This window comes from Massilia sp. Masssp94 (assembly GCF_059491305.1).
On sequence record NZ_CP168501.1, the window covers coordinates 2,310,688 to 2,324,094 of the forward strand.

11 protein-coding genes and 1 pseudogene are annotated in these 13,407 nt (G+C 67.4%); 7 read left to right on the forward strand and 5 right to left on the reverse strand.

Annotation, left to right across the window (positions count from 1 at the left end):
• The first annotated feature begins 2 nt into the window (after positions 1-2).
• The 4 genes from thiS to thiE are packed head-to-tail and all read left to right on the forward strand — an operon-like array spanning position 3 to position 2,406.
• On the forward strand, positions 3-206 hold the full coding sequence (gene thiS, locus ACEN9G_RS10160; RefSeq protein ID WP_105378838.1) for a sulfur carrier protein ThiS: 204 nt from the start codon (positions 3-5) through the stop codon (positions 204-206).
• Between the two features lie 25 nt (positions 207-231).
• Positions 232-1,026 (forward strand): thiazole synthase, encoded by a 795-nt coding sequence (locus ACEN9G_RS10165; protein ID WP_413343944.1) that lies wholly within the window; start codon positions 232-234, stop codon positions 1,024-1,026.
• On the forward strand, positions 1,026-1,790 hold the full coding sequence (gene thiD / locus ACEN9G_RS10170) for a bifunctional hydroxymethylpyrimidine kinase/phosphomethylpyrimidine kinase (RefSeq protein WP_483126620.1): 765 nt from the start codon (positions 1,026-1,028) through the stop codon (positions 1,788-1,790). The genes ACEN9G_RS10165 and thiD overlap by 1 nt, the downstream gene beginning before the upstream one ends.
• 10 nt (positions 1,791-1,800) lie before the next feature.
• On the forward strand, positions 1,801-2,406 hold the full coding sequence (gene thiE, locus ACEN9G_RS10175; RefSeq protein WP_413345378.1) for a thiamine phosphate synthase: 606 nt from the start codon (positions 1,801-1,803) through the stop codon (positions 2,404-2,406).
• Positions 2,407-2,428: 22 nt separating this feature from the next.
• Here the strand turns inward: thiE and ACEN9G_RS10180 are convergent, their stop codons facing one another.
• On the reverse strand, positions 2,429-4,411 hold the full coding sequence (locus ACEN9G_RS10180; RefSeq protein ID WP_483126621.1) for a PhoX family protein: 1,983 nt from the start codon (positions 4,409-4,411) through the stop codon (positions 2,429-2,431).
• A gap of 155 nt (positions 4,412-4,566) precedes the next feature.
• On the opposite strand from ACEN9G_RS10180, the gene ACEN9G_RS10185 reads away from it, so the two are divergent.
• Entirely contained in the window at positions 4,567-6,507 is a 1,941-nt protein-coding gene (locus ACEN9G_RS10185; protein WP_413341994.1) for a phosphatase PAP2 family protein, read from the forward strand.
• Between the two features lie 59 nt (positions 6,508-6,566).
• On the opposite strand, the gene ychF is transcribed toward ACEN9G_RS10185, so the two are convergent.
• Both ychF and ACEN9G_RS10195 read right to left on the reverse strand, forming a co-directional pair.
• On the reverse strand, positions 6,567-7,658 hold the full coding sequence (gene ychF, locus ACEN9G_RS10190; protein ID WP_105378846.1) for a redox-regulated ATPase YchF: 1,092 nt from the start codon (positions 7,656-7,658) through the stop codon (positions 6,567-6,569).
• Positions 7,659-7,743: 85 nt separating this feature from the next.
• On the reverse strand, positions 7,744-8,841 hold the full coding sequence (locus tag ACEN9G_RS10195) for a patatin-like phospholipase family protein (RefSeq protein WP_413341996.1): 1,098 nt from the start codon (positions 8,839-8,841) through the stop codon (positions 7,744-7,746).
• A gap of 140 nt (positions 8,842-8,981) precedes the next feature.
• Here ACEN9G_RS10195 and ACEN9G_RS10200 point away from each other — a divergent pair.
• Positions 8,982-9,473 (forward strand): annotated as a pseudogene (locus tag ACEN9G_RS10200) (DUF3857 domain-containing protein); the annotation flags it as partial.
• Between the two features lie 1,209 nt (positions 9,474-10,682).
• On the opposite strand, the gene ACEN9G_RS10205 reads toward ACEN9G_RS10200, so the two are convergent.
• Positions 10,683-11,201 (reverse strand): GNAT family N-acetyltransferase, encoded by a 519-nt coding sequence (locus ACEN9G_RS10205; protein ID WP_413341998.1) that lies wholly within the window; start codon positions 11,199-11,201, stop codon positions 10,683-10,685.
• Between the two features lie 69 nt (positions 11,202-11,270).
• Between ACEN9G_RS10205 and ACEN9G_RS10210 the strand changes: the two genes are divergently transcribed.
• Positions 11,271-12,701: an HD domain-containing phosphohydrolase gene (locus ACEN9G_RS10210; protein ID WP_483126622.1), complete on the forward strand. Its 1,431-nt coding sequence runs from the start codon at positions 11,271-11,273 to the stop codon at positions 12,699-12,701.
• A 78-nt stretch (positions 12,702-12,779) separates the two neighbouring features.
• On the opposite strand, the gene pth is transcribed toward ACEN9G_RS10210, so the two are convergent.
• Positions 12,780-13,364 (reverse strand): aminoacyl-tRNA hydrolase, encoded by a 585-nt coding sequence (pth, locus tag ACEN9G_RS10215; RefSeq protein WP_413345311.1) that lies wholly within the window; start codon positions 13,362-13,364, stop codon positions 12,780-12,782.
• Positions 13,365-13,407 lie beyond the last annotated feature (43 nt).

A 13,407-nucleotide genomic window follows, 5' to 3' on the forward strand; every position in this document is an offset into this window, starting at 1 on the left:
GGATGGTCGAGATCGAACTGAACGGCGCCGCGCACACGCTGCCGGCGCAGGCCAGCCTGCACGACCTCGTGGAATCGCTGGGCCTCGCGGGACAGAAGCTCGCGCTGGCCGTGAACCGCCAGGTCGTGCCGCGCGAGCGCTGGCGCGACACGCCCCTGCAGGCGCGCGACCGCGTGGACGTGGTGCGCGCCATCGGCGGCGGCTGATCCTGAACCTCAAAAGGAATACGACATGACGAATACGACGCATGCGGACCGGCCGCTCACCATCGCCGGCAAGGCCTACAACTCGCGCCTGCTGGTGGGCAGCGGCAAATACCGCGACCTGGAACAGACGCGCGCCGCGACCGAAGCATCGGGCGCCGACATCATCACGGTGGCGATCCGCCGCGTGAACATCGGCCAGCACGCGAACGAACCGAATTTGCTCGACGTGGTGCCGCCGTCGCGCTGGACCATCCTGCCCAACACGGCGGGCTGCTACAACGCCAAGGACGCCGTGTACACCTTGCAGCTGGCGCGCGAACTGCTGAACGGGCACAAGCTCGTCAAGCTAGAAGTGCTGGGCGACGAAAAAACGCTGTTCCCGAACATGCCCGAGACGCTCGTCGCCGCGCGCGAACTGGTGCGCGACGGCTTCGACGTGATGGTCTATTGCAGCGATGACCCGATCCAGGCGCGCATGCTGGAAGACATCGGCTGCGCGGCGATCATGCCGCTCGCGTCGCTGATCGGTTCCGGCATGGGCATCCTGAATCCGTGGAACCTGTCGCTGATCATCGAGCAGACGCAGGTGCCGGTGATCGTCGATGCGGGCGTCGGCACGGCGTCCGACGCGGCCATCGCGATGGAACTGGGCTGCGACGGCGTGCTGATGAACAGCGCCATCGCCGGCGCGCAGGATCCGGTGCGTATGGCGGGTGCGATGCGCCTCGCGGTGGAAGCGGGTCGCGAAGCGTATCTGGCGGGCCGCATGCCGCGCAAATTCGCGGCTTCGCCGTCGTCGCCGATGGCGGGCCGGATCTGATGGAGACCGCCACGCGGCCCTGCGTCCTCGTGTGCGCCGGCCTCGATCCGTCGGGTGGCGCCGGCATCCAGGCCGACATCGAAGCGATATCGGCCCAGGGCGCTCACGCGCTGCCGCTCGTGACGGCGCTGACGGTCCAGGACAACAACGCCGTGCGCGAAGTGGTGCCCGTCGACGCGGGCCTGCTGCTGCGCCAGGCCGTGGTGCTGGCCGACACGATGCCGATCTGCGCGGTGAAGATCGGCATTCCCGGCAGCCGAGAAAACGCGGAAGCCATCGCCGGCATCATCCGCATGCTGCGCGTGCGCCGGCCCGGCCTGCCCGTCGTCCTGGACCCGGTGCTGGCCAGCGGCCGCGGCGACAGCCTGGCGCGCGGCGACGCCCTCGCTGCGCTGGCGCCGCTGCTGGCCCTGGCGACGCTCGTCGTACCGAACCTGCCGGAGGCGGCGGCGCTCGGCATCTCCACGACGGGCGCCGACCTGCCCTGGCCTCACGTGCTCGTCACGGGCGGACACGCCAACGGCGCCGACGTCGTCAACCGCTGGCTCTCGGCCACGGGCGCGCGCGAATGGCGCTGGCCGCGGCTGCGCGGCGAATTCCACGGCAGCGGCTGCACGCTCGCATCGAGCATCGCGGCGCGCCTGGCGCTGGGGGACACGATGGCGCAGGCGCTCGAACTGGGCCAGCGCTATTGCGACCGGACGCTCGCACACTCGTACGCCATCGCGCCGGGCCAGCGCATCCCGCGCCGCATCCATCCATAGGAGAACAGATATGCGAGGTTTGTACCTGGTGACCCCGAACTGGGACGACACCGACCGCCTGCTGGCCGTGACGGAGCAGGCGCTGCGCGCCGGCGCCGCGCTGATCCAGTACCGCCACAAGGATGCGGGGCCGGCGCTGCGCCGCGAACAGGCCTCTGCCCTGCTCGCGCTGTGCCGCCGCAACGGCCGGCCGCTGGTCATCAACGACCACGTCGCGTTGTGCACCGAGCTCGATGCGGACGGCATCCACGTGGGCGGCCTCGATGCGCCGGTGGCGGCGGTGCGGGGGCTCGTCGGCCCGGACAAGATCGTGGGCGCGTCGTGCTACGGCGACCTGGAACTGGCGCGCCGCGCGCAGGGCGCGGGCGCGAGCTATGTCGCGTTCGGCGGTTTTTATCCGTCGCTCGTGAAGAAGTATGCGGTGACGACGCCGCCGGACATCGTCCTGCAGGCCAAGGCCAGCCTGTGCGTGCCGGTGGTCGTGATTGGCGGGATGACGCCGGCGAACGCGCGGCCGCTCGTGTCGCGCGGGGCCGATGTGGTCGCGGCGATCAGCAGCGTGGTGCAGGCGCCGGATCCGTATTCGGCGGCGCGGGAGTTCGTCGGGCTCTTCTGAACCCGACGAACGGTGGAACGCGTTACGCCTTCGCCAGCTTGAACTGCGCCAGTTCACCGGTCAGGTACCCGACCGCCGCCCCGAACTTGTCCTTGTAATTGGCCTTGATGAGCGGCTCCAGCGTGCCCTTGACACCGGCGTGGATGCCGCCCCAGTCGCCCGGATGCTGGAAGTTGCTCATGATGTAGGTCCAGCCATTGACGTCGTCGACGGCATGCAGGCCCGTCGACTCGCCGCCCGCCGGCACGGACAGCAGGCGAGAAAGCTGCTTCGTGTCGACGTTGTACGCCCACAGGAAGTTGTTCACGTGCTGGCTGCTGTCCTCGCCGATGAACAGCGTGCGCATCTTTTCCGAAAACTTCAGGTTGTCCGGGTTGCCCACCTTGTCCGGGTTGGCCGTGTTGCCGAGGGCGTCGGCGGCGATGTCTTCGCCGACCAGCAGCGCCTTCGTATCCGCCGGCATCCACTCGCTGTTGATGGCGTTGCCGGCCGTGTCCTTCTGGCCGCCCTTCAGGTTCAGCATCATGACGGCGCCCGCGTTCAGCGCCTTCGGGATCGAGATGCCGTTGCCCGGCACGTTCAGCGCGTTACCGGCGACCATCGAGCTCTGGCAGTTCTGCAGGGCCGAGTAGACGATCTTGTCCTTGATGTTGACGGTGGTGCCTTCCATCTTCGTGAAGCCCATCGATGCGCCGACGAGGGCGGCGTAGCGGTGCGTCTCCAGGAACGCGGCCGCCTTTTCCATGCCGGCCTTCACCTTGATCCACTCGACGCGGCCGTTGGCGGTGACCTTCGTGTAGGTGGCATCCGCCGGGTCGGTGGTCTTGACGTCCATGATGTCGGCCGGTTTCAGCGACGCGGCCAGCGAGCGGATCTCGGCGCTCGTCGCGGCACCCAGCTTGATCCACGTGAGCGGTGCGGCGGCTGCGGCCGGGTCCAGCGAGAAGCCGGTACCGACCTTGGCCACGTACAGCGTGCCCGCCGACAGGTCTTTTTCCTTGTCGGCCACGAACGCGAAGTAGCCGCTGTTGGTGGCGTCGTCGCCCATGATCACGGTGCGGTTGTCCGGCATGACCTGCACCAGCTCGTGCGAGATGCGGCCGAGGCAGTAGTGCTTCTTGATCGATGCGGTGCCGTCCGCGTTGACCGTCACTTCCGGCAGGTGGCCGTAGTTGTACGGGTTCGCCTTCGTCTCGTCGCCGTACAGGTTCTTGCTGAAGGCCTTGAATTGCGCATCGGAGGCGGCGAGGTAGGCGTTCGGCTCGTACTCCTCGCTCGACAAATGGGTGCCCCACGGCGACAGGCTCGCGCCGCACGTGATCCACAGGCCGTTCACGCTGGAGGTGTCGACGTTGTGGTACTTCACGAGCGTCAGCTTGCCGGTGGTCTTGTCCTGGTCGAGGGTCAGCACGGCGATCGGCGACGGCAGCCGGCCGTACATGTCGGTCTTGCCGTCCTGCGCCCACGTCGTGTACTCGAACTGCACGACGGCGAACACGGTATTGCCCTTCACGCCCGCCACGTTCGCGTTCGGCACCGTCAGCAGCGACGTGCCGTCCGGCGAGTCCGAGAAGAACTGGCGCTCCTTGCCGGCGACGGTGGTGTCGACGATCGGCTTGTTGTTGATGTCGTAGTAGCCGCCCGCGAGGATGGTGCCGCCGCTGCCGTTCGGGACCATGTCGCCCGTGATGAAGAACGGTTGATACGACAGCTTGAAATCGAGCTTGCTGCTGTCGCTGAAGTTGACCGTCATCGTCGAGCCGACGGAGGTCGTCGCCATCGCGGCGGCGGCGGCCAGGGTCGGCGCCGTCATCGACCCGAACGACACGCTGGCGAGGGTCACGGCCGGCGTCGTCGGCGCGGTGGTCGTCGGGGTGTCATTGTCGCTGCCGCCGCCGCAGCCGGCCAGCAGAGCGGCCACGCCGCCGGCGCCCAGCGGCAGCATCGGGGTGGCGCCCATCAGGCGAAGCAGGCGGCGGCGGGACACGTCGGGATTCGGGTTCATGCGTCAACTCTCCAAGGTTCACAAAAGGAATGCCCGGAGATTAGTTGACAAATATTTCACCCTAATTACAAGAATCGTCGGTCATTAAGCCGTCATCAGCCGCTCATATCATGCGACCGATTTTTCCGCTTTGACCTCACTTTGAAGGGTTTCGCATGCACCGTCTTCCTCTCGCCCTCGCTGCCGCCGCCATGCTCGCGCTGACAGCCTGCGGCGGCTCCGATCGCAACGACAATGCCGACACCGTCCTCGTCATTCCGGCCGCGCCCGCCGACCAGGGCGCACCCGACACGGCGCCGGTACCGTCGGCGCTGGCCTTCGTCGATACGGCCGCCACCAACCAGCGTGGCGACGCCCGCTATGCAACCCTGGCGACCAACGCCGGCGTGCGCGTACTCGGCGGCATGCTCGACATCTGGAAACCCTTGACCGAGATCGTCGACGCCGGCGTCACCGCGCCCGCCGTGGATGGTTTCCCCGCGGTGGTCGCATCGACCTGGACCGGCCTGCCCAACGACGGCACCCAAGGCGGCACCATCGTCAACGCGGCCGTTCACAACGCAAATATCGACTACGTGGTCAAAGCCACCGCCAACCGCACTGCCGAGCAGACGCTGCAGGCCTACCTGGACGATCGCCGCAACAAGGGCTACAGCGTGACCGAAGGCATGGGTCCGCTGACCAGTGCCTGGCGCACGGCCACGCGCCAGACCACCACGATCACCGACATTCCGGCGGATGCCACCACCGTCAAATACGATGACGGCGGCAACAACAACGGGGTCGGCGGCGACGCCAATGCCGACTTCGGCAAGGTCGTCGACCTGATCAACTCGATGGGTAACAATGGCTCGACCGAGCCCGCCAAGCGTTTCTACAAATATGCGCGTCCCTACCGCTGGAGCAGCGCCGTGAAGGTGGTGCCGCAACTGGAGCCGGCCAAGAGCACGACCCCGAGCACCGACGGCGGTTTCACCAGCGGCCACGCGGCCGAAGCGACCCGCAATGCCGTCGGCATGGCTTACGTGCTGCCCGAGCGCTACCAGGAATTGGTCGGACGCGGCCTGGAACTGGGCGAAAGCCGCATCCTCGCCGGCATGCATTCGCCGCTGGATGTCATCAGCGGCCGGGTACAGGCGCAGGCCGTGGCTGCCGCCAACCTGATCGCCGCCGGTGCCACCGTCCGCTCCGCTGCCGTGACCCAGGCCCACACGACCCTCATGAAGCTGACCGGCACCACGCCGGCGACCTTTGCGGCCTACGCCGTGTCCGGCACCGCCGCCAACGACCGTTTCGCCGACTACGCCACCAGTCGTGCGAACTACATCCGGCGCATGACCTACAACCTGCCTCAGACCGGGGCCACGAACCTGCCGGCCGTGGTGCCGAAGGGCGCCGAAGTGCTGCTCGAGACACGGCTGCCGTACCTGACCGATGCGCAGCGTCGCGTCGTGCTGAAAACCACCGCGATTGCCTCCGGTTACCCGGTCCTGGACGATCCTGAAGGTTGGGGCCGCCTGAATCTGTTCGCCGCCGCCGAAGGCTATGCCGTCTTCACCGGTAACGTGATCGTGAACATGGATGCGAGCAATGGCGGCTTCAATGCGGCCGACCGCTGGCGCAACGACATTGCCGGCAGCGGGAAGCTAGTCAAGCAAGGTACTGGCGCGCTGCAGCTGGGCGGTCAGAACAGCTGGACGGGCGGCACCCAGGTCGAAGGGGGAACGCTCGAGGCGCTGTCGGCCAGGGCGTTCGGCAACGGCGACGTCTATGTCGCCGGCGGCGGTACCGTGGCCAGCAACGCGCCGGCTGCGCTGGTCGTGGGCGGCAACTACACGCAGCTCGCCGGTGCAACCCTCGAACTGCGCCTGGGTGCCGGCCAGCAAGGACGCGTCAACGTCAGCGGCACCGCGACGATCGCCGGCGGCACGCTGCGGATCACGTTCCTGGACGGCTACAAGCCGGCCGTTGGCGACACGCTGACGGTGATTGCTGCAACGAGCCTGAAAGGGAAGTTCGAGACCATCGCCGTCGACGGTTTCACCGCGACCCCGACCTATACCGAAACGGGTCTGCAGCTGCGTTTGAGCAAATAGCGAGTGAAAAAAAGCCCCGGCACCTTGCGGTGTCCGGGGCTTGGAGCCTGCAGTCTGGATCAAACGTTGAACAGGAAGTTCAACACATCCCCATCCTTGACGATGTATTCCTTGCCTTCCGCACGCATCTTGCCCGCTTCCTTGGCGCCCGCTTCACCCTTGTAGGTGATGTAGTCGTCGAAGGAAATGGTCTGCGCACGGATGAAGCCGCGCTCGAAGTCCGTGTGGATCACGCCGGCCGCCTGCGGGGCGGTGGCGCCGATCGGGACGGTCCAGGCGCGCACTTCCTTCACGCCGGCCGTGAAATACGTCTGCAGGCCCAGCAGTTTAAAAGCGGCGCGGATCAGGCGGTCGAGGCCCGGCTCTTCCATGCCGAGGTCGGCCAGGAATTCCAGCTTGTCGGCGTCGTCCAGGTTGGCGATTTCCGATTCAATGGCGGCGGAGATCGCGACGATCGGCGCGTTCTGCTTGTTGGCGAATTCCGTCAGCAGGTCCAGCAGCGGATTGTCCTTGAAGCCACTCTCGGAGACGTTGGCCACGAACATGGCCGGTTTCGCCGTGATCAGGCACAGCGGCTTGATCAGTTCCAGCTGGTCGGCGTCCAGGCCCAGCGTGCGCGCGGGCTGGCCTTCGTTCAGGTGCGGCAGCAGCTTTTCCAGGATCGCCACCAGCTTGATCGCATCCTTGTCACCGGCGCGCGCCTTCTTCTGCTCGCGGTGCAGGGCTTTCTCGGCGGTACCCATGTCGGCCAGTGCCAGCTCGGTCTGGATGACTTCGATGTCGTCGATCGGGCTGACCTTGCCGGCCACGTGGATGACGTTCGGGTCTTCGAAGCAGCGCACGACGTTGACGATGGCGTCCGTCTCGCGGATGTGCGACAGGAACTGGTTGCCCAGGCCCTCGCCCTTCGACGCGCCGGCCACGAGGCCTGCGATGTCGACGAACTCGACGATGGCTTTGACGACACGCTCCGGCTTGACGATGGCCGACAGCTGGTCGATGCGCGGATCCGGCACCTCGACGACGCCGACGTTCGGCTCGATGGTGCAGAACGGATAGTTTTCAGCCGGGATGCCGGCCTTGGTCAGGGCGTTGAACAGGGTGGACTTACCGACGTTGGGCAGGCCGACGATGCCGCATTTGAGACTCATGGGAAGCTTTCAGGGTCGAATTACGAAACCTCGTATTGTACCTCCGCTTGCCTGCAAAGACCGCAAACAGGCCTGTTTACGTCGTTTAAAGCGGACGAATCCGTGCAATATCGGGCTTGTTCACAAATGCCGTGAAGGCATCCCGCAGCCGCTCCCCCTCGTCCATCGCCTGACTCCAGGCACGGATGCGGGCATCGTGATCCAGCCCATAGAACTTGAAATCGCTGCGGTCGATGATTTTTCCGCGCGGCATCTTGGCAAGAAACGCATGGCTCGGCGCCACGATCAACACATTGTCCAGCCAGCCGCGGTTCGGTCCGCGGGCGGCGCGGCGCCATGGCAGCGCCTTGTCCAGCCAGCCCGGCACGATGTGCTCGGAGAAATGGGGATACAGCACGATGTCGCCGGGCGGCTGCGCCGCCACCCGGGCGTACGGCAGCGCCAGGTTGTAATCGATGATGCCGCCATCCCAGTAGTGGCCGGACGGTGCGCCGGCGATGTCGCGCACCGGCTTCATCAGCATCGGCAAGGTGCCCGAGGCCAGCAGGCCGGCTGTCAGGTTCTCGGGCGTCAACGCGGCGAAATGCGTGGCGAAGCTGTCGAAACGGTCGCGCAGCCAGGGCGTGTTCGCACGGCGGTCGCCGAGCACGACGCGGTCCATCAGGTGCGCCAGCTTGTCGCGCGAAAAGAGGTTGTGCAGCGCCGCCGCGGCGAATCCGCGCATCTCGGCGTGACGGTGGCCGGGCGCCGCGAGGGCGCGCTTGCCGCGCACCGTCAGCACGTGCAGGCGGTGGTGCGGGTGATTGACGATGTCGTCCTCGTGGCCGCGCACGAATTCGTTCAGCAGGCCCTGCACGACGGCGTCGATCTGTTCCTGCGACGGCTTCGTGCTCGTATAGCGCTGGCCACTGTAGAGCTCGCCCAGGCGCGCGAACGCTTGCACCGGATCGCGCTGGCAGGCGGCCGCCATGCGCCAGGCGCCGATCGACGAGCCGATCAGCACGCGCTCGCGCGGCGCGCGCGGGAACCACTCGCCGAACACCCACTGGTCGAGGGCGCGGAACACGAGACCCTTTGGTCCGCCCGCCGCGGCAGGCACGACGGCGACGTCTTCCGCGCGCAAGCCGTGCGTGCGGATCCGGGCCAGGGCCAGCGGGCCCGCGTGGAAAGTCAGTGCGCTCATCGCGGAATTATCGCAGGAAGAGCACGATTGCGTAGGCTCAAGGGTCAACGGATCGCCCTCCGTAACATGGTCCGGTCGCCCTTCCGACTTGAGCATGTGGAGCCCGCATGACCAGTAGATATTGTGCCCTGCTAATGCTGATGATCGTCACACTGCTGGCGCCGTTCGGCCATGCGCGCGCCGGCACGGACAGCGATTCCGCCGCCATCGTCGAGCGCCACGTCCGGCACTATGTCGTCGAGCAGGACGGCACGTACCGGCTTGCCGTGGACGACGTCCGCACCATCGCCGGGTTACGTGCCCTGCGGGACCAGGGCCGGTTCGCCATCCGCTACGACAGGGCGCAGGACGACCTCGTATCGCTGGACGCATACACGCAAAAGCCCGGCGGACGGCGCATACCGGTGCCGCAGAACGCCATCCACGATCAGCCGGACGCGCGCACGAGAACCGTCGTGTTCCCCGATGCGGCGCTGGGCGACCAGCTGGTCGTGCACTACGTCATCCGCCGCCGCATACCGCCGTTGCCCGGCCACTTCGAAGACGTGGCGGTCATGCCTTTTCAATTCCACCGGAACACCACCGTGGTCTACGACATGCCGTCCACCCTGCCGCTGCACGCGGATGCCGTCGGCTTCGTGCCGGTACCGGCCGACAGTCCCCCGGGCCGGCGGCGCTACCAGTGGCGCTACGTGAACGAGGCCGATGGGCATGGCGAGGCTGGCGCCGTCAGCGTGCTCGACGACGGGCACCGCCTGGCCGTGTCCACCTTCGCCGACTACCCGGCGCTCGCCGCCGCCGTACGCGACGCCGCGGCCGGCAAGGCGCTGCCCTCTCCCGCCCTCGCGGCACTGGCGCACCGGCTGGCCGACGAACTGCCCGACACGCCCGCCCGCGTGCTGGCCCTGTCGGACTGGGTGCGGAACAACGTCCGCCGCGGCGACGACAAGGACCACGCCACGCGGCTGCAAGCCATGCTGGCCGCCATCGGCATCGACAGTACGCCGGCCCTCGTCAACGGCGGCAACGCCTACCGGCTGCCGGACGCGCCCGTGCTGGCCGTCCTCGACCACATGATCCTGTACGTGCCGGCGCTGGACCTGTTCGTCGACCCGGCGGCGGCATCCGTCCAGGCCGGCTATTTGCCGCCTGCGTTGCTGGGCAAGCCCGTGCTGTTGATCAGGAGCGGCACGTTCGCGATGACGCCGGTGCTGCAGCCGCAGAAGGTCCGCGCGGTGGCCACGGTCGACGTCGGTCGCGACGGACATGTCAGCTTCAACGTGGACCGGGCCATGTCCGGCGCGCTGGCCGAGCCCTTGCGCGCGATGGCGCGCGATGTCGCGGGAGGCGGGCGCGAGCATGCCGCACGAACCAACCTGCGCGACGTGAAACAGGGCGGCGATGACGACACGCTGACGCTGTCCGGCACCGACAATGTTGGCGCCTTGCGCACGGGACGGACGCTCGCAACCAGCCACCGCGCCTGGAGCGTCGTGGACGCCGCCGTGGCAGGCCTGACGCAGGAACGCGACCGGCGCCACGACTTCGTCTGCCCGGCCATCGACGCGGAGGACGAGACCCGCCTCCGCCTGCCGCCGGGCCTGCGGCTCACGTCGCTGCCGGCGCCGGCCAGCGTGATTACTGGCGGCATCTTCTATCGCGCGACGTATGTGCGCGAGAGCGACGGCGTGCTGGTCAAGCGCCGCCTCACATTCCGCCACGGCCGTGCGACCTGCTCGCCGATCGATGCCCGTGCCATGCAACCGGCGCTGGAACGCATCCGGCGCGACCTGCGCAGCCGGGTCGCCATCGCGACCGATGCAAAGATCAAACCCGGGCGCTCAGACAGTGCCATCACGCGCAAACGCCTCGCGCCACCCGCACGCGTGCAGCCTGGCCACGGCCTCGTCCGTGAGATCGAAGCGCAGGTCGACGCGGTCCCGTCCCGAACGGTAGCCGCCGGGCCAGCGGGCGATCTCGATGAAGCCGCAGCGTTTGAAAAAGCCGGCCGTGTGTGGATGCGTATCGACCGTCACGTAGCGGGGCCGCAGCTTGCGTCCGGCCATGTGCAGCAGGCGATAGGCCAGCAGCGCGCGGCCGATGCCCGTGCCGTGGCGGTCGGCCCGCACGAGGCCGAACACGAGCGTGCCGAGGTCGTAGAACTCGGACAATTCGTAGCCGCCGAAGCCGACGATCTCGCCCGCCTCGACCACGACGAACAGCGGACCGTCCGGGTCGTCCAGCGCGGAACGCAGCCATGATTCTTCCGATGCCGGAAAGTGAGCCGGCACATTGGAGCGAAAGGCCGCCAGCACGGCCTTGCGGTCGTCCGGACGGTAGCGGCGGATACTGATCTTCATGGCGGCAGCCTAGCACAGTGAACTGTCGCGCGCCTTGTACGCCAGGGCAATGGCCGTTACATTAGTGCCATGCAACCCGATGAAACCATTACCGTCGAAGACGCCGTGCAGGTGCTGGCCATGGTCGGCGACCTGTCCATGGGCCTGCCGCCGGATCACTCCATCCGCACGGCGCGGCTCGCCGCCCGGCTGGCGGAAGAAAACGGCGACGGTGCCGATGCGTGTACGAGCACGAGAATGGTGGCGCTGCTGCGCTGGTCGGGCAGCACGGCGACGGCGGCCGGATTCGCGCACCTGCTGGGCGACGACGTCAGGGGCCGCCATGCGATGGTGACGCGGACATTGTCCGGCCACGCCGGCCTCACGTTCGCCAACGTGATGCCGCTGGCGCAGATGCAGTGCGAGGTGGCGGGCGATATCGCCGTGCTGCTCGGGTTGCCGGGAGACGTCGAGGACAGCCTGCGCCACCTGTTCGGCAGCCACCACCGCGGCGACATGCAGGACGTGCTGTTCGCCCCGAACATCCCGCGCGCCGTGTTCTACGTGCGCCTGGCCGGCGACCTGGAAGTGCTGGCGCCCGCGCACGGGACGGACGGCGCCTTGCGCCTGATCGGCGAGCGCGCCGGCGTGAAATATCCGGCGACGTTCGTGCAGAGACTGTCGCCACATGCGCAGGACTGGCTCGACATGCTGGAAGAACCGTCCTGCGCGGCCGATTATCCCGGCCACGACCGGCGCGTGCCGTTGTCCATCGTGGCCGACGTCATCGAACTGAAGCTGCCGTGGCTCACGGGCTATTCGCGCCGCGTGGCCGCGCTGGCGCGGCGCAGTGCGTCGCTGGCCGGCATGATGGCACTCGAAGAAAGTCCGCTGGTGCGAGCCGCGCTGCTGCACGGCATCGGCAAGGTGGCCATACCGAACGTCGTGTGGGAGCGGCCGGGCAAGCTCGATGCGGATGACTGGGACCAGGTCCGCAAGGTGCCGTTCTGGACGGCGCGCGCGGGCACGCAGATACCCGCGATCCAGAACGAGGCCACGCTCGCGTCCTTCATCTACGAGCGCCTCGACGGCAGCGGTTATTTCCGCAAGGCGCGCGGCGAAGCGCTAGGCATGCAGGAACGGCTGCTTGGCGCCGCCGCCGCGTTCGTCTCGCTGTGCTCGCCGCGGCCATGGCGGCCCGCGCATGGCGAGGCGGCCGCGTCCACGTTGATGACGGCACAGGCGGCGGCCGGACGCTTCGACCGCCAGGCTGTCGAGGCCGTCCTCGCGGCGGCCCGCGGCCCCGCACAACGGCCGCCCGTGCGCGACCGCCTGCTATCCGATCGGGAACTCGAAGTGCTGCGCCACATCAGCCGGGGCGAAACGAGCCGCGAGGCGGCCCGCGCCATGCGCATCACGCCGGCGAGCGTCCGCATGCACGTCGACAATATCTTTCAGAAGCTGGAATCGGGCTCACGCCCCGCAGCCACGTTGAAGGCGCTGGCGCGCGGGCTGATCTGAGACTCGTGAACACCGGGGTCAGAGCCCGATTTTGAGCAATTTCCAAATTTCGGGCTCTGACCCCGGTTTGCGGCAACGTCAGTCAGTGTGCAGCTGCGTCGTCGCAGCGCTCATCTTGCCTTCGCATACCATCGGAATGATGCGCAGGCTTTTATCGATGGCTTCCTCGATCAGGGTCTGCTCTTCGCGGCGCGGGCGATGCAGCACGAAGTCGGCCACGGCCTGCTGCAAATTCAGCGTGCGCGGATGGCCGATGCCCAGGCGGAGGCGCCAGTAATCCTGGGTGCCGAGCGCGGCCGTGATGTCCTTCAGGCCGTTGTGGCCGCCCGAGGAACCACCGCGCTTGAGCTTGGCGGCGCCCGGTGGCAGGTCGAGTTCGTCGTGCACGACGAGGATCTCTTCCGGTCCGATCTTGAAGAAGCGTGCCAGGCCGCCGACGGACTGGCCGGAGCGGTTCATGAAGGTCAGCGGCTCGAGCAGCCAGACGTCCTTGCCCGAGATCGATGTCTTGGCGACCATGGCGTTGAAGCGCGATTCGCGCTGCAGGTGGCAGCCGGGCAATGAGTTGGCGAGGTTGTCGACGAGCCAGAAGCCGGCGTTGTGACGGGTTTGTTCGTATTCCGGGCCGGGGTTGCCGAGGCCGACGATCAGGCGAATGTGCATAAAACGTGAAAATCGAGCGTAAAGCTCGATTATCACGTAAAAC

Excerpts from the sequence above, each read along its gene's own strand:
- thiS (WP_105378838.1), top strand. The coding sequence starts at position 3 with ATGGTCGAGATCGAACTGAACGGCGCCGCGCACACGCTGCCGGCGCAG.
- ACEN9G_RS10165 (WP_413343944.1), top strand. The coding sequence starts at position 232 with ATGACGAATACGACGCATGCGGACCGGCCGCTCACCATCGCCGGCAAG.
- thiD (WP_483126620.1), top strand. The coding sequence starts at position 1,026 with ATGGAGACCGCCACGCGGCCCTGCGTCCTCGTGTGCGCCGGCCTCGAT.
- thiE (WP_413345378.1), top strand. The coding sequence starts at position 1,801 with ATGCGAGGTTTGTACCTGGTGACCCCGAACTGGGACGACACCGACCGC.
- ACEN9G_RS10180 (WP_483126621.1), bottom strand. The coding sequence starts at position 4,411 with ATGAACCCGAATCCCGACGTGTCCCGCCGCCGCCTGCTTCGCCTGATG.
- ACEN9G_RS10185 (WP_413341994.1), top strand. The coding sequence starts at position 4,567 with ATGCACCGTCTTCCTCTCGCCCTCGCTGCCGCCGCCATGCTCGCGCTG.
- ychF (WP_105378846.1), bottom strand. The coding sequence starts at position 7,658 with ATGAGTCTCAAATGCGGCATCGTCGGCCTGCCCAACGTCGGTAAGTCC.
- ACEN9G_RS10195 (WP_413341996.1), bottom strand. The coding sequence starts at position 8,841 with ATGAGCGCACTGACTTTCCACGCGGGCCCGCTGGCCCTGGCCCGGATC.
- ACEN9G_RS10205 (WP_413341998.1), bottom strand. The coding sequence starts at position 11,201 with ATGAAGATCAGTATCCGCCGCTACCGTCCGGACGACCGCAAGGCCGTG.
- ACEN9G_RS10210 (WP_483126622.1), top strand. The coding sequence starts at position 11,271 with ATGCAACCCGATGAAACCATTACCGTCGAAGACGCCGTGCAGGTGCTG.
- pth (WP_413345311.1), bottom strand. The coding sequence starts at position 13,364 with ATGCACATTCGCCTGATCGTCGGCCTCGGCAACCCCGGCCCGGAATAC.